The 20,084-nt window shown below is 73.3% G+C and carries 20 protein-coding genes; 11 read left to right on the plus strand and 9 right to left on the minus strand.

Annotated elements, in window-relative coordinates; genetic code table 11:
• Positions 1-23 precede the first annotated feature (23 nt).
• Positions 24-1,553: a PucR family transcriptional regulator gene (locus tag AB0G52_RS23305; protein WP_132892797.1), complete on the minus strand. Its 1,530-nt coding sequence runs from the start codon at positions 1,551-1,553 to the stop codon at positions 24-26.
• A 253-nt stretch (positions 1,554-1,806) separates the two neighbouring features.
• Here AB0G52_RS23305 and AB0G52_RS23310 point away from each other — a divergent pair, with 253 nt between their 5' ends.
• Positions 1,807-2,427 carry an L-threonylcarbamoyladenylate synthase gene (locus AB0G52_RS23310; RefSeq protein ID WP_165939527.1) on the plus strand — a complete coding sequence of 207 codons (621 nt, stop codon included), beginning with the start codon at positions 1,807-1,809 and terminating at the stop codon, positions 2,425-2,427.
• Positions 2,428-2,542: 115 nt separating this feature from the next.
• On the plus strand, positions 2,543-3,298 hold the full coding sequence (locus tag AB0G52_RS23315; protein ID WP_132892799.1) for a dienelactone hydrolase family protein: 756 nt from the start codon (positions 2,543-2,545) through the stop codon (positions 3,296-3,298).
• A gap of 26 nt (positions 3,299-3,324) precedes the next feature.
• Here the strand turns inward: AB0G52_RS23315 and AB0G52_RS23320 are convergent, their stop codons facing one another.
• Positions 3,325-3,849, minus strand: a complete 525-nt coding sequence (locus AB0G52_RS23320; RefSeq protein ID WP_132892800.1) for a GNAT family N-acetyltransferase — start codon at positions 3,847-3,849, stop codon at positions 3,325-3,327.
• 124 nt (positions 3,850-3,973) lie between these two features.
• Here AB0G52_RS23320 and AB0G52_RS23325 point away from each other — a divergent pair, with 124 nt between their 5' ends.
• The 3 genes from AB0G52_RS23325 (at position 3,974) to AB0G52_RS23335 (ending at position 7,308) form a co-directional block, all read left to right on the plus strand.
• Positions 3,974-4,624, plus strand: a complete 651-nt coding sequence (locus tag AB0G52_RS23325; protein ID WP_132892802.1) for an NAD(P)-binding domain-containing protein — start codon at positions 3,974-3,976, stop codon at positions 4,622-4,624.
• A gap of 77 nt (positions 4,625-4,701) precedes the next feature.
• The gene (locus AB0G52_RS23330; protein WP_132892803.1) at positions 4,702-6,204 is read left to right on the plus strand and encodes a metallophosphoesterase; all 1,503 of its coding nucleotides are present in this window, start codon (positions 4,702-4,704) and stop codon (positions 6,202-6,204) included.
• A gap of 63 nt (positions 6,205-6,267) precedes the next feature.
• Positions 6,268-7,308 carry an LLM class flavin-dependent oxidoreductase gene (locus AB0G52_RS23335; protein WP_132892805.1) on the plus strand — a complete coding sequence of 347 codons (1,041 nt, stop codon included), beginning with the start codon at positions 6,268-6,270 and terminating at the stop codon, positions 7,306-7,308.
• Between the two features lie 10 nt (positions 7,309-7,318).
• On the opposite strand, the gene AB0G52_RS23340 is transcribed toward AB0G52_RS23335, so the two are convergent.
• Positions 7,319-8,278, minus strand: coding sequence for a TauD/TfdA family dioxygenase (locus tag AB0G52_RS23340; protein WP_132892807.1), 960 nt, complete (start codon positions 8,276-8,278; stop codon positions 7,319-7,321).
• A 138-nt stretch (positions 8,279-8,416) separates the two neighbouring features.
• Between AB0G52_RS23340 and AB0G52_RS23345 the strand changes: the two genes are divergently transcribed.
• Positions 8,417-9,247, plus strand: a complete 831-nt coding sequence (locus tag AB0G52_RS23345; protein WP_132892809.1) for an aldo/keto reductase — start codon at positions 8,417-8,419, stop codon at positions 9,245-9,247.
• A gap of 30 nt (positions 9,248-9,277) precedes the next feature.
• Here the strand turns inward: AB0G52_RS23345 and AB0G52_RS23350 are convergent, their stop codons facing one another.
• Positions 9,278-10,159: a helix-turn-helix transcriptional regulator gene (locus AB0G52_RS23350; RefSeq protein ID WP_361338299.1), complete on the minus strand. Its 882-nt coding sequence runs from the start codon at positions 10,157-10,159 to the stop codon at positions 9,278-9,280.
• A 162-nt stretch (positions 10,160-10,321) separates the two neighbouring features.
• On the opposite strand from AB0G52_RS23350, the gene AB0G52_RS23355 reads away from it, so the two are divergent.
• Together AB0G52_RS23355 and AB0G52_RS23360 are read left to right on the plus strand one after the other, a co-directional pair.
• Positions 10,322-11,197: an oxidoreductase gene (locus tag AB0G52_RS23355; protein WP_361338301.1), complete on the plus strand. Its 876-nt coding sequence runs from the start codon at positions 10,322-10,324 to the stop codon at positions 11,195-11,197.
• Positions 11,198-11,259: 62 nt separating this feature from the next.
• Positions 11,260-11,862: a DNA polymerase ligase N-terminal domain-containing protein gene (locus AB0G52_RS23360; protein WP_361338303.1), complete on the plus strand. Its 603-nt coding sequence runs from the start codon at positions 11,260-11,262 to the stop codon at positions 11,860-11,862.
• 72 nt (positions 11,863-11,934) lie between these two features.
• Here AB0G52_RS23360 and AB0G52_RS23365 read toward each other — a convergent pair whose 3' ends face one another.
• From AB0G52_RS23365 to AB0G52_RS23380, 4 genes are all read right to left on the minus strand, one after another.
• Complete coding sequence (locus AB0G52_RS23365; RefSeq protein ID WP_361338305.1) at positions 11,935-14,280, minus strand: SpoIIE family protein phosphatase; 2,346 nt, start codon at positions 14,278-14,280, stop codon at positions 11,935-11,937.
• Positions 14,281-14,333: 53 nt separating this feature from the next.
• Positions 14,334-14,801 carry a peroxiredoxin gene (locus AB0G52_RS23370; protein ID WP_132892818.1) on the minus strand — a complete coding sequence of 156 codons (468 nt, stop codon included), beginning with the start codon at positions 14,799-14,801 and terminating at the stop codon, positions 14,334-14,336.
• Complete coding sequence (locus AB0G52_RS23375; RefSeq protein ID WP_361338307.1) at positions 14,802-15,179, minus strand: hypothetical protein; 378 nt, start codon at positions 15,177-15,179, stop codon at positions 14,802-14,804.
• 110 nt (positions 15,180-15,289) lie between these two features.
• Positions 15,290-15,823: a MarR family transcriptional regulator gene (locus AB0G52_RS23380; protein ID WP_361338328.1), complete on the minus strand. Its 534-nt coding sequence runs from the start codon at positions 15,821-15,823 to the stop codon at positions 15,290-15,292.
• A gap of 285 nt (positions 15,824-16,108) precedes the next feature.
• Between AB0G52_RS23380 and AB0G52_RS23385 the strand changes: the two genes are divergently transcribed.
• Complete coding sequence (locus AB0G52_RS23385; RefSeq protein ID WP_132892824.1) at positions 16,109-16,528, plus strand: SH3 domain-containing protein; 420 nt, start codon at positions 16,109-16,111, stop codon at positions 16,526-16,528.
• A gap of 208 nt (positions 16,529-16,736) precedes the next feature.
• Positions 16,737-17,501: a DUF2690 domain-containing protein gene (locus AB0G52_RS23390; RefSeq protein WP_361338309.1), complete on the plus strand. Its 765-nt coding sequence runs from the start codon at positions 16,737-16,739 to the stop codon at positions 17,499-17,501.
• Positions 17,502-17,631: 130 nt separating this feature from the next.
• Here AB0G52_RS23390 and AB0G52_RS23395 read toward each other — a convergent pair whose 3' ends face one another.
• The gene (locus AB0G52_RS23395; protein ID WP_132892827.1) at positions 17,632-18,276 is read right to left on the minus strand and encodes a TetR family transcriptional regulator; all 645 of its coding nucleotides are present in this window, start codon (positions 18,274-18,276) and stop codon (positions 17,632-17,634) included.
• Positions 18,277-18,490: 214 nt separating this feature from the next.
• Here AB0G52_RS23395 and AB0G52_RS23400 point away from each other — a divergent pair, with 214 nt between their 5' ends.
• Positions 18,491-19,963 carry an MFS transporter gene (locus AB0G52_RS23400; protein WP_361338311.1) on the plus strand — a complete coding sequence of 491 codons (1,473 nt, stop codon included), beginning with the start codon at positions 18,491-18,493 and terminating at the stop codon, positions 19,961-19,963.
• Positions 19,964-20,084 lie beyond the last annotated feature (121 nt).

The following is a 20,084-nucleotide window of genomic DNA, read 5'->3' on the forward strand; positions in this document are numbered from 1 at the left end:
GCCTGTTCGGGTGGACGAAGGACTCACCTGTGCACAGGTGAGTCCGGTTGGCCCTGGTTCGCCCGGAGCAGGACGGGTGCCGTGAGGTCGCCGAGGGCGAGGTGGGCGAGGACGACCTCGTAGAGGTCGGTGCCGGAGGCCAGCAGCTGGCGTTCCAGGACGGGTTCGGCGCCCCGGACGTGTTCGCGGACCGTCTGGGCGTGCACGCCCAGGGACTGGGCGGCGCGTTCGGCGTTCCCCCCGGCGGCGATCCAGGCGCGCAGGGTGCCGCGCAGGTCCCGGCCGTCCCGGGCCAGGCGGTCCAGCAGGTCCTGGGCCCAGGCCCGCAGCGCGGGTCCCGCCAGCAGGTCGCCGAGCCGGACCGGGGTGGAGTGCCGTGCCGCCCCGGCGGGTTCCTCCGTGCGGGCCGCCTCGGTGTTGAGGGCCAGATGGGTGGCGGCCCGTACGGTGAGGTCGGAGAAGTCGGCGCCGAGCAGCGTCTCGACGCGGTCCATGCGGGCGCGGACCGTGTTGCGGCTGACGCCGAGGACCTTGGCGGCGCTCACGGCGGTGAACTCCAGGCCGAGGCGGGTGGTGGCGAGCAGTTCGGCCCGGGTGTGGTGGGGCAGGTCGTCGAGGGGCCGGAGCACGGCGGAGGACCAGGCGCGCAGTGCGGTGGGGTCCATCAGCCGGGCGGGGTGGGTGCGTTCGGCGTAGACGGCGGCCTGGTCGGGGCGGAAGTGGGCGACGGCGAGGGCGCTGACCGCCTGGCCGTAGGCGGTGGCCGTCTGCGCGAGGCTCTGGCGGACGCTGCCGCCGAGGAAGGTGCCGGGGCGGCCGTGGACGAGCGTGCGCAGCGCTTCCCCGGTGGCCGGGGCGGGGCTGAGGACGATGACGTGGCCGTCCATGGCGGGGCAGCGTACGACGAGGGCCTGGCCGTGGGTCACGTCGACGCAGTCGTCGGCGAGGCCGTCACGTTCCGCCGGGTGTCCTTCGACGATGTACACGCGGGCGCTGTCGGTGTCGAGGAGACCGGGCCACAGGCCGGCGGCGACGCGGCGGGCGGAGACGGTGTCCTCCACCATCAGGAGTTGCAGGATCGCCAGCCGCAGGTCGGCGGCGGCCCGCCGGAGCCGGCGGCCCGCGGTGGTCAGTTCGCGTTCGCGCAGCAGCAGTTCGACGACTCCGGCGGTGTGGGTGACCGTCTCGGCGGCGCGCCGGTCGAAGGGGGTGGCGCGGGCCACGGCGAGCAGTCCGGCCGCCGCCGGGCGCGGGTCGGGGGCGCGGACGGCGACCAGGCGCAGGTGGCGGTCGCCGTCCTGGACGGCGGCGGCCGAGATCCGGCCGGTGGTCACGTCGGCCACCAGACCGGCGTCGAGGGGGAGGTGGGTGCCGGCCAGCAGGGTGCCGTCGGCGGCCCGGAGGCAGACGCTCGCCTGGACGGCCTGGGCCAGCCAGGTGACGACCCGGCGGGGGTCCCGGGCGCCGGGGCGCAGGTGGTCGAGGAGTTGCGCGGCCCAGCGGTCGCCGTCGGGTGTCGGGTCGTGGGGGCCCCGGTCCGCTCGGCCTGCCATCTCGCCCTGCTCCTCGTCCCTCGCGTCGGCCTCGGTCCCCGGACGTTACCCGATGAATGCGGGCCGGTCCCCGGCCGCCGGACACGACTTCGCCGGCGGTCCTCGGGGGAAGGGCCGCCGGCGAAGGACGCCTCACCCGGGACCGGGGGGAGGGCCCCGGGCGGCTGAATGGTCGGGTGCCCAGGATTGCGGCGGCCATGCGCGCCGATCCGGAAATTCGGCCGGTTCGCGTCGCTCGGCATAAGCTCGGCGGATGGCGAAGTACTTCGACGTGCACCCCGACAACCCGCAACCGCGGAGCATCTCCCAGATCGCCGACTCGGTGCGGTCGGGTTCGCTCATCGCATACCCGACCGACTCCTGCTACGCACTGGGCTGCCAGCTCGGCAGCCGGGACGGCATCGACCGGATCCGCGCCATCAGGCACCTGGACGACCGGCACCACTTCACCCTGATGTGCCGCGACTTCGCCCAGCTCGGCCAGTTCGTGCGGGTGGACAACGACGTGTTCCGGGCCGTGAAGGCGTCCACCCCCGGCAGCTACACCTTCATCCTCCCGGCGACCCGTGAGGTCCCGCGCAAGCTGCTGCACCCGAAGAAGAAGACCGTCGGCGTCCGCATCCCCGACCACGTGGTCACCCAGGCCCTGCTGGCGGAACTGGGCGAGCCGCTGCTGTCCAGCACCCTGCTGCTGCCGGACGAGGAGGAGCCGCTGACCCAGGGCTGGGAGATCAAGGACCGGCTCGACCACTCGGTGGACGCGGTGGTCGACTCCGGGGAGTGCGGCACCGAGCCGACCACGGTCATCGACTTCTCGGGCGGGGAGGCGGAGATCGTACGCCGCGGCGCGGGCGACACCTCGCGCTTCGAGTGACCGGTTCCGGCTCCCCCGGGCCGGTTCGCCCGGGCGCGCGTGCCACGATGATCAGGACATGCCGCGCCGGGTGTCCCGCACCCCGACGCCGACTCCACAGAGAGGCACTTGCGCCATGACCGCCGTACAGGGAACCGACGTGGACATCACCACCACGGACGGAGTCGCCGACGCCTACCTGGCTCACCCGGCCGACGGACTCCCGCACCCCGGTGTGCTCTTCTACCAGGACGCCTACGGGATCCGCCCGCACCTGAAGGCGATGGCGGACCGGCTCGCGGGCGAGGGCTACACCGTGCTGGTCCCGAACGTCTTCCACCGGCATGGCCGGACCCCGGTGTTCGACCTTCCGGAGTTCATCGACCCCTCCGCGGACCCCACGATCTGGCAGCAGATCATGCCGGTCATGATGTCGCTGACGCCGGAGCTCACCGACCGGGACTCGGCCGCCTACCTGGACTGGCTGGCGCAGAGCCCGCTGGTCGCCGACGGGCCGGTGGCGATCACGGGTTACTGCATGGGCGCCCGGCTCGCCATGCGGACCGCCGCCGCGTTCCCGGACCGGGTCGCGGCCGTGGGCGGCTTCCACGGCGGCCGGATGGTCACCGAGGACGCGGACAGCCCGCACCTGCTGGCCGACCGGGTCACCGCCGAGCTGTACTTCGGTTTCGCGGACCAGGACCACTCGATGACCGAGGAGCAGATCCGCACCTTCCAGGAGGCGCTCGACGCCGCCGGGGTCCGCAACACCTGCGAGATCTACCGGGGCGCCGACCACGGCTACACGCAGGCCGACACCCCGGCCTACTCCGCCGAGGCCTCCGAGCGGCACTGGGAGGCGCTGCTCGGCCTGCTGAAGCGCACGTTCTGATCCGGCCGGGCGGCCCCGCGACCGGATTACGGTCGCGGGCCGCCCGACCGCGGTACGTCAGCAGGCCGTCCCGGCGGTGTCGTCGACGCCGAAGCCCGACCCCGGACTCGGCGGGACGGCGCCCGAGCCATGAAGACGTCCACCGGGTCCTCGGTCTCGACGGTGAACCCGTGCCGCTCGTACAGCCGTCGGGCCGCACTGCCCCGCAGGACGTTCAGCCGGACCCGGGCCCCGTCGCGGTCGCACCGCGCCAGCAGCTCGGCCAGGACTCCCGAGCCGATCCCGGCTCCCTGGAGCTCCGGTGCCAGGTAGAAGTGCTCCAGCCAGAGCGCGTCCTCGGCCGGTCGCAGCGCCACGCATCCGGCGAAGGCGCCGTCCACCTCGATCACCGAGGTGCGGTCGGCGTCGAACCCGTCCCTCAGCCGTTGCCGGACGCGTTGCGGGTCGTACCGCCCGAGCCGCTCCAGATCGGCCCGCAGCACGACGGCGCGCAGCTCGGCCACCGCCTCGACGTCCGCCGGTGACGCCGGCCGTGTCCTCCAGCCCCTCATGATCGCCACGCTATCCGGTGCGGCCCGCCGCCAAGGGGCCGGGGTGAGGAGAACAGCGGGGTCGGCCGCACCGTTTTATCCTGGTTCGGCCGGAGTGTGCTCCCCCACACGGAAGGGGCTCCTCATGCGGGTCTTCATCGTGGGCACAGGCAACATGGCGGGCGGTATCGCCACCCGGGCCCTGGCGGGCGGACACACGGTGCGGCTGATCGGCACGGATCCCGCGAAGGCCGGCACCCTCGCGAAGGCACTGGCCGAGCGGGCGGCGGGGGCCGACGTGGAACCCGCCGTGCCGGACGCGGTCGGGTCGGCGGACGTGGTGGTGCTGGCCGTGCCGTTCGACGCGGCCCGGGAGGTCGTGACCGAGTACGGGGACCGGCTCGCCGGGAAGGCGGTCGTCGACATCTCCAACCCGGTGGACTTCGCCACCTTCGACTCGCTCACGGTGCCCGCGGACAGCTCGGCCGCCCAGCAGCTCGCCAAGGCCGCCGCGCCGGGCACGCACCTGGTCAAGGCCTTCAACACGACCTTCGCGGGTGCGCTGGTCGCGGGCCAGGTCGGCGGACTGCCCCTGGACGTGTTCATCGCGGGCGACGACGCCGCTGCCCGGGACCGGGTGGCCGAGCTGGCCGCCTCCGGCGGGCTCAACCCGGTGGTCGTCGGCGCGCTGCGCCACGCCCGCGAACTGGAGGGCATGCAGCTGCTCCACATGGCCCTGCAGACCCGGCCCGAGGGACACGGCTGGATGAGCGCGATCAAGATCGTCCCGCCCTGAGCACCGGCCCGTGACGCCCTCCCCCGCCCCTGACCCCCGCGCCTCGCCGCCGCGTTGATCGTTGCTACGGTTCCGGCGTGTCCAACTCCTCACGCGAGACCGCAGAGGGCGCCGGCTGGGGCGAGGCCGAGCGGGGTGCCTACCGGCGGCTGATGCCGGACCACGTCCAGAAGCTGTTCTGGTTCGACCCGGCGACCATGTGGGCGGCCCGCAACGGCGTGCTGGCCTCCTGGTTCGGTGACCCGACCGGCCGCACCCGCAGCCGTTGGGTGGCCGCCCGGGAGGCCGCCGGAGCGCCGGCCGACAAGGTGATCCGGCGTCATGAGGCCGACCGTTTCTCGTTCATGGTGATCGGCGACACCGGTGAGGGGGACGACTCCCAGTACGCCGTGGTGCCGGGTTTCCTGAAGGCGGGCCGGGACACCGACTTCGCGGTGATCGCGAGCGACGTGATCTATCCGGTCGGCACCACCGACGACTACGGCCCCAAGTTCTTCCGCCCGTACCGGGACTATCCCGCCCCGATCTACGCGATACCCGGCAACCACGACTGGTACGAGGACCTCGGCGCGTTCATGCGCGTCTTCTGCGACGACACCCCGCCCCTCACCCCCGAGCCGGGGCCCCGTCCGCTCACCCGCGCCTGGTGGCGCACCCTGCTGTGGCACCGGGCCCGCCCGGCCGACGAAGAACTGCTCGCCGAGGCAAGGAAGCTGAGGCCGCAACCGGAGCAGAAGGCCGTGCAGCCGGGACCCTACTGGGCGATCGACGCCGGCCCGGTCCGGATCGTCGGCATCGACACCGGTCTGCTGGGCACGATCGACGCCGAACAGAGCGCCTGGCTCCGGGAGGTGTCCCGGGGACCGCGCCCGAAGATCCTGGTCACCGGCTCCCCGCTGTACGTGGACGGCGAGCACCACCCGTGCCCCGTCGAGGGCGGCGGTACGGTCGACGACGTCGTCCGCGACCCGGCCCACCACTACGTGGCGGCGATCGGCGGCGACATCCACAACTACCAGCGGTACCCCGTCGACGTGGCCGGCCGCACCATCCAGTACGTGGTCGCGGGCGGCGGCGGTGCCTTCATGCACGCCACCCACACCATCCCCCGGGTCTCGGTCGCGAACGTCACCGAGGACGACTTCCGCTGCTACCCGCTGCGCGGCGACTCGCTCGCCTTCTACAGCCGGCTGTACGGCCGCAGACTGCGTCTGCCCCGCCTGTTCACCCTCAGCGAGGCGGAGGCGACGGCCGTGATCGCCGAGCGGCTCGGCATCCGGCCCGCCCGTACGCCCCACCCGGACACCCGGGTCACCCGCCGGGCCCGGGTGATCGCGACCCTGCTCGGCGCGGGCAGCCGCCCGGACCGCGGCCCCCGCTTCCGGCTGCCGGTGAAGAAGATCTACACCCAGCTGTTCTCCCCCGGCTCGGTCAGCTTCAGCCCGCCGTTCTTCAAGTGCTTCCTGCGCCTGGACGTGAGCCCGGAGGCGGTACGGCTGCGCTGCTTCGCCGCCACCGGCAACCGCCCGCAGGAGCTGGACCCGCCGGTCGAGGACGAGATCGTCATTCCGCTCGTCTGATCACACTCCCGCAATGTTCGGGTGCCACAATCACAGAACTGACGTACGACCGCTGGAGGACCGGTGCCGTCCACTCCCCGCCCGCTGCGCAGACTGGGCTTCCTGACGATCGGCCTGTTCGACGCGGCGGATCCGGCCGAGGGGCACGAGTCCACGCTGGAGATCATCGAGCTGGGCGAACGGCTGGGCTTCGACAGCGCCTGGGTGCGCCACCGGCACCTCCAGTACGGCATCTCGTCCCCGGTCGCCGTCCTCGCCGCCGCCTCCCAGCGCACCAGCCGGATCGAGCTGGGCACCGCGGTGATCCCGCTGGGCTGGGAGAACCCGTTGCGGCTCGCCGAGGACCTGGCGACCGTCGACGTGCTGTCCGGCGGCCGGCTCAACCCCGGGGTGAGCGTGGGGCCGCCCATGCACTACGACCAGGTCAGGGAGGCCCTCTACCCGGACACGGCGGACAGCGAGGACTTCGGCTACGAGCGGGTGCGGCGGCTGCTGGACTTCGTGCGCGGCAAGCCGGCCACCGACTTCAGCGGGGTGGAGGGCTTCGAAATCTTCTCGGACGTGGTCCAGCCGCACTCGGCCGGACTCGGACGTCGCCTCTGGTACGGCGGTGGCAGTCTCGGTTCGGCCCGCTGGGCCGGCGAGCACGGCATGAACTTCCTGACCAGCAGCGTGGTCAAGGCCGAGGGGCCGGACACGGCGGGCGGCGCCCACGACTTCGCGGAGATCCAGCGCGCGCAGATCGCCGAGTTCCGTGCCCACCACCCCGACGGGGAGGCGGCCCGGGTCTCCCAGGGGCTCGTCGTGATCCCCACCGACTCCGCCACACCCGGGCAGCGCGCGAAGTACCAGGCGTACGCGGCCGAGCGGCTGCCCCGCACCACGGCCCCGCAGGGCCCGGCGCGGCTGCTGTTCGCGCCGGACCTGGTGGGCACCTCGGCCGAGATCGCCGAGCGACTGCACGCGCACGCCGGGTTCCGCGAGGTGGACGAGGTGGCCTTCGCGCTGCCGTTCACCTTCGAGCACGCGGACTACGTCCAGATCCTGACGGACATCGCGACCCACCTCGGCCCGGCCCTCGGCTGGCGACCCGGAGCCGTGTGAGGTCACCGGGTCACCACCGCCCTGCCTCCGTGCCGGTGACCGGTTCCGACGGTCGGCCGTCCACGCCGACCGGGATTTCGCCGTGCAGCATCACCCGGTGCATGACCCGGGGGAAGCCGAGGTGGGCGTTGTCGCCGGGGGCCAGGTGGATGGTGGCCCGGTTGTCCCAGAAGGCGACACTGCCGGGTTCCCAGCGGAAGCGGACGGTGTACTCGGGCCGTACGGCCTGCTCGAGGAACATTTCGAGGAGCGCGGCGCTCTCCGGCCGGGAGACGTCGACGATCTGCTCGACGTAGTAGCCGTTGACGTACAGCACCCGCTCACCGCTGTGCGGGTGCACCCGGACCAACGGGTGCACGGACGCCACCTGGTGGTCCAGCAGGTGGCGGAGGTAGGAGTCGTCCCCCGGCCGGGGCTGGTAGCCGACACCGAGCCGGTGCTCGGCCCGCAGCCCGTCGGCGAAGGCCCGCACGGGTGCGGAGAGCCCGGCGTAGGCCGCGGCGAGATTGGACCAGGTGGTGTCACCGCCGTACGGCGGGACGGTCTCGGCGCGCAGGATGGTCGCCGCCGGCGGGTCGACGCGGGCGCCGTGGTCGCAGTGCCAGCCGCGCAGCAGGGTGTGCCGGCGCCGCTGGAGCCACTCCTCGTGCTCCATCCCGAACCGCCCGCCCAGCTCCAGCCGGTCGGCGGTGGTCTCCACCTCGGGGAAGTCCACGGGGGAGGCACTGCCGCGCCGTCCCAGGACGACGGGTTCGCCGAAGCGGCGCGCGAAGGCCACGTGGGCCGCGTGGTCGAGCCGCTGGTCGCGGAAGAAGACCACCTTCCAGCGCAGTACGGCCTCCCGGATGACGGCGACCACGGACTCGTCCAGGTCCTCGGTGAGGTCGACCCCGGTGATCTCGGCACCGATGTGCCCGGCGACGGGACGCACCGCGACCGTCCGGTTCCCCGTGCTGCTTCCCGTCGTCATACGTGCTCCGATGCTCGCCGGTACCGCTTCCCCGAAGATCGTGACAGCCGGGAGCGCCCAGCAGAAGACGCCCCGCTTGATCACCACTGCCCGGTCCGTGAGGGTGGAGACAGGACACGTTCGAGGGAAGGTCGCATCGTGATCAGCATTCCGGCGTACACGCTCAACGACGACACGACGATCCCCGCGATCGGCCTGGGCACCTGGCCGATGGACGACACGCAGGCGGAGCAGGCCGTCCGGCACGCGCTCGAGACCGGTTACCGGCTGGTGGACACGGCGGTGAACTACCGCAACGAGACCGGGGTGGGCCGGGGTGTGGCGAGCAGCGGTGTGCCCCGCGAGGAGGTCCGGGTCACGACGAAACTGCCGGGCCGCCACCACGGGTACGAGGAGACCCTCGCCTCCTTCGAGGAGTCCAGGCGGCGGCTGGGCCTGGAGTACCTGGACCTGTATCTGATCCACTGGCCCAACCCCCGGGTCGGCAAGTACGTCGACTCGTGGAAGGCGATGATCAAGCTGCGCTCGGACGGGCTGGTGCGCTCGATCGGCGTCTCCAACTTCACCGAGGAGCATCTCGCCCGGCTGGAGAAGGAGACCGGCGTGCTCCCGTCGGTGAACCAGGTGGAACTGCATCCGCTGTTCCCGCAGGAGGAGTTGCGCGCGTTCCACGCGGAGAAGGGCATCGTCACCGAGAGCTGGAGCCCGCTCGGCCGGGACGGGGGGCTGCTGGAGGAACCGGTGGTGGTCGGCATCGCGCGGTCGCTCGGGGTGACGCCCGCGCAGGTGATCCTGCGCTGGCACGTCCAGCTCGGTGCCGTGGCCATCCCGAAGTCGGCGGACGCCGAGCGGCAGCGGACGAACCTGGACGTCTTCGGTTTCCAACTGCGCGACACCCAGATGACGGCCCTGTCCGAGCGCTCCCACCAGCGGCTGGGCGGCGACCCGGACAGCCACGAGGAGTTCTGACCGGCCGGCCGGTCCGTCCCGGGCCGGCGGTCACTCCTCGACGCGCTCCTCGGCGGTCTCCTCCCGCCCGCCGCCGCCCGTGGCCGCGGCGAGGCTTCCGAGGATGTCCAGGAGTTCGGCGTCGCGGCTGCCGGGCTCGGCGTGGAAGACGACCACGGTGAGCCCGGTGCCGTCCAAGGACAGTTTGGTGGAGTGCAGGTCGAGGTCGCCGACCAGCGGATGGGTCAGGTGGCTCACCCGCTCGCGCCGGGGCCGTATGTCGTGCCGGGCCCACAGGGTGCGGAAGCGTTCGCTGCGCACGGAGAGGTCGCCCACCAGTTCGCGCAGCCGCGCGTCGTCGCTGTCGGGGCCGGCGTACGCGCGCAGGACGGCCACCCCCTCCTCGGTGAGGTCCTCCCAGTCCCGGCGCAGCTCCCGCTCGGCGGGATCGAGGAAGACGGCCCGCAACAGGTTGACGCCGGGGACGTAGTTCGGGGACAGCGCGGTGCACAGCGTGTTGGCGGCCAGGCAGTCGGTGTAGTGGTTCTGGACGTAGGCCGGGTTCCGGGGCCAGCCGTCGATGAGCTGGCGCAGGCCGGTCGGCACCTGTTCGGTCCGGTGCGGAGTGCGGGCCCGCGGATTGCGTCCCTCGGCGGACCGGTCCCGCGCCAGGGACACGAGGTACGCGGTGGCGTCGGCGTCCAGGCCGAGGACCCGGGCGAGGGCTTCGAGGACCTGGACGGAGGGGTTGCGGTCGCGGCCCTGCTCCAGCCTCAGGTAGTAGTCGGAGCTGATGCCGGCGAGCATCGCCACTTCCTCGCGGCGCAGCCCCGGCACCCGTCGCAGCCCGCCGCCGGGCAGGCCGACGTCCGCGGGGCCGACCAGCGCGCGGCGGGCCCGCAGGAACTCACCCAGCGCGTTCGAACCGTCCACGCCCCCAACCCTACGGTCCGGCCGGACGCGGTGCCTGGTCCTGTCACTCCCAGGAACACCGGGGCTTAGCCTCGCCGGCCGCGGGCGCCGCAGGGTGGACGGCGAGGACGGGTCACCGGCCGTACCGGTGGCCCTCGGACCCTTCACGGAAGGCACGACATCATGACCGCACAGCTCGCCGGAACGCTGACCCCGGCGGACGGCCTGACCCTCACCCGCGTCGGGTACGGCGCCATGCAGCTGGCCGGCCCGCACGTCTTCGGCCCGCCGCGGGACCGCGCGAGGGCCGTCGCGGTGCTGCGCGCGGCCGTGGCGGCGGGCATCACGCACATCGACACCGCCGACTTCTACGGACCGGTGGTCGTCAACGAGATCATCAGGGAGGCCCTGCACCCCTACCCGGAGGAGCTGCGCATCGTCACCAAGGTGGGCGCCCGCCGGGCCGCCGACGGCAGCTGGGTGATGATGCGGCATCCCGAGGACCTGAAGGCCCAGGTGTACGACAACCTCCGGAACCTCGGCGTGGAGGCCCTGGACGTGGTGAACCTGCGCCTGGGGGACATGGACACACCGAACGAGGACCCGATCGGCGATCAGTTCGGCGCGCTGGCCGAGCTGCGCGAGGCGGGCCTGATCCGGCACCTGGGGCTGAGCACGGCCTCCGCCGCGCAGCTGACCGAGGCGCAGGCCATCGCGCCCGTGGTCACCGTGCAGAACCTGTACAACCTGGCCAACCGGCAGGACGACGCGCTGGTCGCGCGGACCGCGGCCGAGAACATCGCCTTCGTGCCGTACTTCCCGCTGGGCGGTTTCACCCCGCTGCAGTCGGAGACGCTGAGCAAGGTCGCGGACCGGCTCGGGGCCTCGGCGCAGCAGGTGGCGCTGGCCTGGCTGCTGCGGCGTTCCCCGAACATCGCGCTGATCCCGGGCACCTCCTCCCCCGAGCACCTGCGGGAGAACATCGCGGCGGCCGCCCTGGAGCTGCCCGAGGACGCGATGGCCGAACTGGACGGGATCGGCCAGCGGGCCGCGGGCTGATCGGGAGGGGCCCGGCCGGGTACCCGGGGTGCGGCAGGACGGGTACGGCGGAAGGAGTCGTGGTGGGTGCTGACGACCGGTTGCGCACATACCGTGACAAGCGCGATTTCGGGCGGACCAGGGAGCCTTCGGGGCAGGCGCCGGCGGCCGGGGAGCGGCCCCGGTTCGTGGTGCAGATCCATGACGCGCGCCGGATGCACTTCGACTTCCGGTTGCAGGTGGACGGGGTCCTGAGGTCCTGGTCGGTCCCGAAGGGCCCGTCGGCCGACCCCGGGGACAAGCGGCTGGCCGTGCCGACGGAGGACCATCCTCTGGAGTACGAGGAGTTCGAGGGGGTGATTCCGAAGGGCGAGTACGGCGGCGGCACCGTGATCGTCTGGGACCACGGCTGGTACGAGCCGCTCAGCCACGACCGCAAGGGGCGGCCGGTCGGTTTCGAGGAGTCGCTGGCGGCGGGGCACGCGACCTTCCGGCTGCACGGCGCCAAGCTGCACGGCGAGTACGCCCTGACCCGCTTCCGCGGGCGGGACGGCGACGACGCCTGGCTGCTGGTGCGGAAGGGCCCGGCGCGGTCGGGCGACCACGGCACCCCCGACCCCCGGCGGGCCCGCTCGGTGCGCTCCGGCCGCACCCTCGCCCAGGTCGCCGCGGACGCCGACTCCTGACACCCGGCACCCGGCACCCGGCACCACACCTGACGGCTGACCGAGGGCCGCCGTCCACCCCGGCCGGCCCGGTCACGACGGGTCGTCAGGGAGGGGCTGTTCGGCCCAGATCGACTTGCCGGTGCTCGTCTGCCTGCTGCCCCAGCGCTGGGTGAGCTGGGCGACCAGGAGCAGTCCGCGGCCGCCCTCGTCGTAGGCGTGCGCCCGGCGCAGGTGCGGTGAGGTCGAACTGCCGTCCAAGACCTCGCAGATGAGCGCGCGGTCACGGATCAGGCGCAGCTGGACGGGCGGTTCGCCGTAGCGGATGGCGTTGGTGACGAGTTCGCTGACGACGAGTTCGGTGACGAAGGCCGCCTCGTCCAGACCCCAGGCGGTCAGCCGCTCGACGGCCGCCTGCCGGTAGTGCGCCACCTCGGCGGGGTCCGGCGGGATGTCCCAGGTGGCCACCCGGTCGGCGCCGAGGGAGCGGGTGCGGGCCAGGAGCAGGGCCACGTCGTCGGAGGGCTGTTCCGGCAGGACCGCCTTGAGCACGTTGTCGCCGAGGGCCTCCAGGGAGTCGGCGGGGGCGCTCAGGGCGCGGCACATCTCCTCGATGGCACGGTCCACGTCCCGGTGGCGGTCCTCGATCAGGCCGTCCGTGTAGAAGGCGAGGACGGCCCCCTCGGGCAGGTGCAGTTCCACCGCCTCGAAGGGCAGCCCGCCGACCCCGAGCGGCGGCCCCGCGGTCATCGGGACCAGCTCGGCGCAGCGGCCCGGCAGCACGAGTGCGGGTGCGGGGTGTCCGGCTGCGGCGAGCGAGAGGGTCCGCGAGACGGGGTCGTAGACCGCGTACAGGCAGGTGGCGCCCAGTTCGGCGATCTCCTCACCGCTGCCGTCGGCGGCGAGGTGGGTCACCAGGTCGTCGAGATGGGTGAGGAGTTCGTCGGGTGGCAGGTCGACGTCCGCGAGGGTGCGTACGGCCGTCCGCAGCCGGCCCATGGTGGCGGAGGAACGGATGCCGTGCCCGACGACGTCGCCGACGACCAGGGCGACCCGGCTGCCGGAGAGCGGGATCACGTCGAACCAGTCGCCGCCGATGCCGGCCAGCGATCCGGACGGCAGGTAGCGGTGGGCCACCTCGACGGCGGCCTGGCCGGGCAGGCCCCGGGGCAGCAGGCTGTGCTGGAGGGCCAGCGCGGTGGAGCGTTCGCGGGCGAAACGGCGGGCGTTGTCGATGCAGACGGCGGCGCGGCTGCCGAGTTCCTCGGCGAAGACGGCGTCGTCGGGGGCGTAGTCGTCGGGGTGGGCGATGCGCACGCACACGGCGACGCCGAGCACCACGCCCCGGGCCTTGAGCGGCACCGCGATCATCGAGTGGGCGCCCTCGCGGTGGGCCCGGCCGGCCGGCGCGCGAGCGCTGCGTTCCTCGACCCAGCTGCGGAACGCGGGTTCGCCCGCCTGGCTGAGCACGGCGTGGCCTTCCCGCAGGGCGAGGGCCGGTGGCGACGCCTCCAGGTACATGTCGGTCTCGCCCGGGTGGACCACCGCTTCGGGGTTGCCGTCGGTCCTCGATCCGTGGGCCACGCGGCGCAGCATGATGTCGCCCCGCGGGACGGTGGGTACCTCCTCGGCGCCGAGCACCCAGTCGAACAGGTCCACGTTCGCGAAGTCGGCGTATCCGGGGACCAGCAGTTCGATGACTTCCTCGGCGGTGCGCACCACGTCCAGGGTGCTGCCGATGGTGGTGGCCGCCTCGTTGAGCAGGGCGAGCCGGAGCCGGGCCAGGTACTGCTCGGTGCTGTCGAAGGCCGCGAGGGCGACGGCGGTCAGTTCGCCGGCCGGATCGCGCAGCGGCCACATCTCGATGCTCCAGGCGTGTTCCCGGCTGAGGGCGGGGGCGCCGGTGAAGCTCTCGTAGCGTACGGGCCGGCCGGTCTCGACGACCTGGCGCAGATGGCGCAGGAAGCCCTGGTGGTGCGGGACGTCCTCGACGGTGTCCAGGAAGAAGCGGCCCACCAGGGCCTCCTCCGGGACGCCCAGGACGTGACAGGAGGCGTCGTTGGAGCGGAGGTAGTGCTGGTGGACGTCGAACACCGACATGGACATGGAGGCCTGTTGGAAGGCCTGGCCCGCGAGGGTGGGGTCGGCCTTCCAGGGCGGGTCCGCGGTGACGGCGTACCCGGTGGTGCGGCCATCGCGGCCGAGGATCGGACAGCCGGTCAGGGCGATCTCCAGCCGGCGCCCGTCGGCATGGCGCAGGGCGACGGTCCCGGAGCGGGCGGCCAGCGCCGCGACCGGGATGCCCGCGGCGAGGAGTTCGGCGGCCGGCCTGCCGACGACCTCCTCGGCCGGGCGTCCGGTGAGCACCCGCGCGCCGTCGCTCCACCCCGTCACCCTGCCCAGGACATCGATGACCGCCGCGGCCGCGACACGCTCCATACGCCCCAGGATGAGACCTGTGTCCCAGCGCATCAACCGCGGGACGCGCGGTCTCAGCCCCGGTGGGCGCGGAGTGCGGCGAGCGCGCGGTCGGCGTGCGCGTTCATGCGCAGTTCGCTGCGGACGACCTCCAGGACGGTGCGGTCCTGGGCGATGACGAAGGTGGCCCGCTTGGTCGGGGCGAGCGAGAAACCGCGCTTGACGCCGAACCGCTCCCGGACCGTGCCGTCGGTGTCGGAGAGCAGCGGCATGCCGAGCGTGTGCTTCCCGGAGAACTCCTGCTGCCGCTCCACACTGTCCCCGCTGATCCCGACGGGCCGGGCACCGGCGGCCGCGAACTCGCTCGCCAGGTCCCGGAAGTGGCAGGCCTCCGAGGTGCAGCCCGGAGACAGGGCGGCCGGATAGAAGAAGAGCACGACGGGCCCGTCGGCCAGCAGCTCCGTCAGCGTCCGGGTCGTGCCGGTCTCGTCCGGCAGCGCGAAGTCCTCGACCTTGCTTCCGACCTCGACTGGTTCCGCCATCTAGCGGCCCTCCTCGTTTCGTGCGACGCCGCGCGCCCACAGCACCAGGGGTACCTGGAGCGGCAGCCGGGCGAGGGCCGCGGTCTGGTACGGCTGGGGCCGCTTCTGCCAGTCGACGGCCATCTGGACGTTGGCCGGGAACACGCCGACGAAGAAGGCGGCGGCCGCCCGGGCCGCCGCCGTCCGGGTGCGGGGCAGCGCGATCCCCGCGGCCAGTGCCAGCTCGACGGCCCCGCTCCCGTACGTCCACGCCCGCGGTGACCCGGGCAGGGCCTTCGGGATGGTGGCGTCGAAGGACTTCGGGGCCGCGAAGTGGGCGACCCCCGCGGTGGCCAGCAGCCCGGCGAGCACCAGGGCGGAACGTTCGGACCGGGACACGGAGCCTCCTCTGACGACCTGTCGCCGGATATTACCCGGCGGTATCGCCCCGGCCCGCGCCGGGCCCTGTTCCAGGCGGTGGGTCCCGGTGCCGTCGTCGTTGGGGTGGCTCAGACCGCCGGGGCCGGGGGCACCGTTGCGCCGGCCTCCCGGTCGGGCTCCTCCTCGACCGCGCAGGACAGGAAGTCGTCGACCATACGGTGGAAGAGCACGGCCAGTTGACGCAGTTCCTCCGGCTGCCACTCCCCCAGGGCCAGCTGCATGCCGCGCGCTCCGGCGTCCCGGACGCGGTCGACGGCTCCCCGGCCGGCGTCGGTGAGTTCGATTCGCTGGGCACGGCGGTCGTCGGGGTCCGGCACGCGCGTGACATGACCCGAGCGCTGGAGCTGCTGCACCGTGCGGGTCACGTGGGACGCCTCGACTCCGAGCCGCTGCGCCAACTCCCCAGGCCGCAGCGGCTCGGAGTCGGCGACCTGGCGCAGCAGTGCCACCGCGGCGCGGTCCAGGGGGACTCCCGCGAGCGCCATCAGCCGCTCGTGACGGCGAGCCCGCGTGCTCAGGTACGTGATGCGGGTCAGGGCGCGCTCGATCTCGACGACCTCCCGAGTCGCGGCGGGGACGTCGGGCGGGGAGTCTGTGGGCATACCCACCAGTTCACCATATCGTTGCGTAACTCAAGTAAGTTGGCTGGTCGCCGGCGCCCGGCCGGACCGTCCCGCGTCCCCGCACGCGTCCCGCACCACCGCCGGCACCCGCGGACAAGAGCGTTGCGCACCTCCGCGCCGGACCCCGCACGGCCGGACCCCGTCCCCGGGGACGTCCCACGCGTCCCGCGGCACGCCGGGACGACATGGTGCCCCCCGGTCACGGCAATCCTCCGAATCGTGATCACGCTTCGTGGTCACGGGCACGACAGCACGGAGGTTTCCATGTCCCGTCGGATCCTGAAGAACGGCCTGCTGGCCACGGTCGCGGTGTTCGCGTTCCTGCCCACGGCCGGAGCCGCCACCGCGAGCGCCGCCGCCCCGGTCCCCGCGCCCCAGGGAATCGTGCAGTACTCCGGCTACACCACGTTGCCTGCCCCGGCGACCCCCCGTCACCACCGGCACCACACCTACCGCAGCGTCGGCCGGGTGACCACGCACCATGTCCGGCTCAACGTCCGCTCCGGCCCGAGCACCCGCTACCGCGTGGTCGGCCACCGGCACAGCAACCGGCTCGTCCCCGTGACCTGCAAGACCTGGGGCGGCTCGGTGCGCGGCACCCACCTCTGGTACCGGCTCCCGCACCGCAGGGGCTACGTCACCGCCCGCTACGTCCGGGTCGGGCACGCCGTCCCCTGGTGCTGACGCCCGCGCGACGCTGACCCTCCCCGCCCGCCGTACTCCCTGACCGTCGAGGCCTGTTCGGGACCCCCATGTCCCGCACAGGCCTTCGACGCGCCCCCCGTTTCACGTCTTCACACCTGTCCGCCGGTTGCGGACCCGGTCTCCATGGGAAGCCATCCCGACAACAGGGGCGAAACGCCCATAGCGTAATGAAGTCGAGGCACGCACCATGCGGCACCCCGAAGGAGCGCCCACCACCCCACCGGACGATTCACCCGCGGCGCGGCTGCGCGAACTCAAGGAACGTACGGGGCTCAGCCTGGCGGCACTGGCCGCCCGCACCCCGTACAGCAAGTCCGCCTGGCACCGCTACCTCTCCGGCGCCAAACGCCCGCCGCGCCCGGCCGTGGAGGCGCTGGCCCGGCTGGCGGGCGTGGACCCGGACGCCGTGCTGGCGTCGTGCGAGGCCGTCGCGGAGCCGCCGGCCGTCGTACCGGCCCCCCGGCGGCCACGGGCGAGGCGGTGGTGGCGGCTGCCGCTGACCGCGCTCGCCCTGCTCGCGGTGGCCGGGGTGACGGCGGCCGCCATGACCGTCTCGTACCGGCGCGGCACGCCGGGCGCACAGCCCGTCTCCGCGGCGCCCGGCTGTCACGGCAGGTCCTGCCAGGGCGAGTTGCCCGACGCCTCGGCGTGCGCCCGGGACGCGCAGACGAAGAGCGCCGTCGCCGACACCGCCTACGACGTCCGGCTGCGCTGGTCCCCCACCTGCGGCACGGCCTGGTCCGAGGTGCGGCTGCACACCCCGCACGCCCGGGAGGTCTCGGTACGGGCCGGCCAGGACGTGCTCTCCGCGAGCTATCCCGCCGAGGACTCCGTCGGGTACACCAGCCCGATGCTGGCGGTGCCCACGCCCCGCGGCGTGGAGGCCTGCGCCGACGTCGAGGGGAAACTCGCGTGCACCGGACTCGAGGCGGAGCCCGGCCTGGAGGACTGAGGAAGCGCACCCCGCCCACGGCGGAAGCACAGCGCCGGACCGGCAGGCGGCGGCCCGTGGGCGGCGACCGCCGTCTCCCGACCGAGACCGGACCGCGGCTGCCCGGCGGCCCGGCCGTCGCCCCTGGCGCTCAGCCGGTGACGGGCGCCAGCCACAGGCCCAGGAGCGCGTCGGTCAGCCCGGTCGCCGCGTCGCTCCAGGTGGCGCGCGGGGTGGCGGTGCCCTCGGCGAGGGCGCGTTCCCGCTCGGCGCAGGTGTGCAGGATCAGCGTACGGGCCATCAGGCCGCGCTCCGCGCGGACCTCGGCGGGCAGTTGCGGCAGGCGCCGGTTCAGCGCGTCGACGGCCTGCCGGAGCGAGGGCGAGGCGAGGGACTCCGCGATCATGATGTCGTAGAGGGCGGGGTCCGTCATGACCTGGGCACAGAAGCGGGCGTACCAGGTGGGGCTGCCCAGGCTCGCGAGGTGCTCGGTGACCGGGCGGACCAGGCAGTCCACCCAGTCGCGGACGTCGGCGGAGTCGCCCACCGCGGCCAGCAGCCGGACCCGGATCTCCTCGATCCGGTCGAAGTGCCGGGCGGCGATGGCGCGGACGAGGTCCGCCTTGGTGCCGAAGTGGTAGCCCACCGCGGCGTTGTTGCCCTGGCCGGCGGCCTCGCTGACCTGGCGGTTGGACACGGCGTACACACCGCGCTCGGCGAACAGGCGCTCGGCCGTGCTGAGGATCGCCTCGCGCGTGGCGCCCGCCTGCTCCGCCCGCGCCGTCCTGCCCGCCATGTCCACCACCGCTCCGGGACCGCGCATCACCCGGACCGGCCTGTCCCGCGAGCCGTACCGGGGCCTCGCCCGGGGCGGCGAGGTCCAGCCGAAAAAGCCTACGCGGCGACGCGGCCGTGTGAGGTCAGGGACTGCCAGTAAGGTAAGTCAAGCGACTGACTTAACAGGTGGTCATGGTCGTCGCTCCTCGTCATGCCTACGGAGGCCTACTCCCATGTCCGAAGCCCCTGTCCGGCCCGCCGGGTCCCTGCGGCCCGCGCGACCGAGTCCGAACGCGGTGGTGGCGGTGCTGGCCCTGGCCGGTATCACCGTCTCGCTGATGCAGACCCTGGTGATCCCGATCGTCCCGGAGCTCCCGAAGTACCTGAACGCGTCCGCCTCCGACGCCGCCTGGGCGGTGACGGCGACCCTGCTGGCGGCCGCGGTGGCGACCCCGGTGGCCGGCCGCATCGGCGACATGTTCGGCAAGCGGCTGATGCTGCTGGTCAGCCTGGTGCTGCTGGTGGCCGGCTCGGTCGTGTGCGCGCTGAGCGGCGCACTGGTCCCGATGATCGTCGGCCGTACCCTCCAGGGGCTCGCGGCGGCCGTGGTGCCGCTCGGCATCAGCATCATGCGCGACGAGCTGCCGCCGGAGCGGCTCGCGGGCTCGACGGCCCTGATGAGCGCCTCCCTCGGCGTCGGCGGCGCCCTGGGGCTGCCGGCCGCGGCCTTCATCGCGGACCACTTCGACTGGCACGTACTGTTCTGGACGTCCGCCACCCTCGGCGTCGTCGCGTTCGCGCTGGTCGTGCTTCTGGTGCCGGAGTCCACGGTGCGCTCGGGCGGCCGTTTCGACGCGGTCGGCGCCGTCGGTCTCGCGGTCGGTCTGGTCTCGCTGCTGCTCGCGGTGTCCAAGGGAGCCGACTGGGGCTGGGCGAGCGGCACCACGCTCGGTCTGTTCGCGCTCGCGGTCGTGGTGCTCGTCGCCTGGGGCTTCTTCGAACTGCGCACCAGCCGGCCGCTGGTGGACCTGCGCACCACCGCCCGGCGCCAGGTGCTGTTCACCAACCTCGCCTCGATCGCGTTCGGCTTCTCGATGTTCGCGATGTCCCTGGTGCTGCCGCAGCTGCTCCAGCTGCCGGCCCAGACCGGTTACGGCCTCGGCAGGTCGATGATGACGGTCGGTCTGGTGATGGCCCCGCAGGGTCTGGTGATGATGGGCTTCGCCCCGGTCTCGGCGGCCATCACCAAGGCCAGGGGGCCGAAGATCACCCTCATGATCGGCGCCGTGATCGTCGCCGCGGGGTACGGACTGAACATCGTCCTGATGTCCCAGGTCTGGCACCTGGTCCTGGTCTCCTGCATCATCGGCGCCGGTGTCGGCTTCGCCTACGGCGCGATGCCCGCGCTGATCATGGCGGCGGTCCCGGCTTCCGAGACCGCCGCCGCGAACAGCCTCAACACGCTGATGCGGTCCATCGGCACCTCGGTGGCCAGTGCGGTGGCCGGGGTGATCCTGGCCCAGCTGACCATCAGCCTCGGCGGCGCCACCCTCCCGTCCGAGAACGGCTTCAAGGCCGTCATGGCCATCGGCGCGGGCGCGGCCGTCCTGGCCTTCGTCCTGGCCTCCTTCCTGCCCGGCCGCCGGACCGCGGAGGCCGGACCCGCCCCGGCCCCCACCGAGCCCTCGGCCGAGCCGGTGCGCTGACGGACGGCGGCCGCAATACGCTTCCGGACGCCTGAGGCCTGTTCGGGGGAACCGGCGCCGGAAGGGGCGTGCGGCGGACACGGCCGGTCCACACCTTCTGGGTGACCGTCCTGCCGCTGAT

Origin of the sequence: Streptomyces sp. NPDC021562 (assembly GCF_040640875.1) — a bacterium.
Taxonomy (GTDB): domain Bacteria; phylum Actinomycetota; class Actinomycetes; order Streptomycetales; family Streptomycetaceae; genus Streptomyces.

What these genes read in the sequence shown, in the direction of transcription:
- AB0G52_RS23305 (WP_132892797.1), bottom strand. Translation starts at nt 1,553, where the DNA reads ATGGCAGGCCGAGCGGACCGGGGCCCCCACGACCCGACACCCGACGGC.
- AB0G52_RS23310 (WP_165939527.1), top strand. Translation starts at nt 1,807, where the DNA reads ATGGCGAAGTACTTCGACGTGCACCCCGACAACCCGCAACCGCGGAGC.
- AB0G52_RS23315 (WP_132892799.1), top strand. Translation starts at nt 2,543, where the DNA reads ATGACCGCCGTACAGGGAACCGACGTGGACATCACCACCACGGACGGA.
- AB0G52_RS23320 (WP_132892800.1), bottom strand. Translation starts at nt 3,849, where the DNA reads ATGAGGGGCTGGAGGACACGGCCGGCGTCACCGGCGGACGTCGAGGCG.
- AB0G52_RS23325 (WP_132892802.1), top strand. Translation starts at nt 3,974, where the DNA reads ATGCGGGTCTTCATCGTGGGCACAGGCAACATGGCGGGCGGTATCGCC.
- AB0G52_RS23340 (WP_132892807.1), bottom strand. Translation starts at nt 8,278, where the DNA reads ATGACGACGGGAAGCAGCACGGGGAACCGGACGGTCGCGGTGCGTCCC.
- AB0G52_RS23355 (WP_361338301.1), top strand. Translation starts at nt 10,322, where the DNA reads ATGACCGCACAGCTCGCCGGAACGCTGACCCCGGCGGACGGCCTGACC.
- AB0G52_RS23365 (WP_361338305.1), bottom strand. Translation starts at nt 14,280, where the DNA reads ATGGAGCGTGTCGCGGCCGCGGCGGTCATCGATGTCCTGGGCAGGGTG.
- AB0G52_RS23370 (WP_132892818.1), bottom strand. Translation starts at nt 14,801, where the DNA reads ATGGCGGAACCAGTCGAGGTCGGAAGCAAGGTCGAGGACTTCGCGCTG.
- AB0G52_RS23380 (WP_361338328.1), bottom strand. Translation starts at nt 15,823, where the DNA reads ATGCCCACAGACTCCCCGCCCGACGTCCCCGCCGCGACTCGGGAGGTC.
- AB0G52_RS23385 (WP_132892824.1), top strand. Translation starts at nt 16,109, where the DNA reads ATGTCCCGTCGGATCCTGAAGAACGGCCTGCTGGCCACGGTCGCGGTG.
- AB0G52_RS23390 (WP_361338309.1), top strand. Translation starts at nt 16,737, where the DNA reads ATGCGGCACCCCGAAGGAGCGCCCACCACCCCACCGGACGATTCACCC.
- AB0G52_RS23395 (WP_132892827.1), bottom strand. Translation starts at nt 18,276, where the DNA reads ATGGCGGGCAGGACGGCGCGGGCGGAGCAGGCGGGCGCCACGCGCGAG.
- AB0G52_RS23400 (WP_361338311.1), top strand. Translation starts at nt 18,491, where the DNA reads ATGTCCGAAGCCCCTGTCCGGCCCGCCGGGTCCCTGCGGCCCGCGCGA.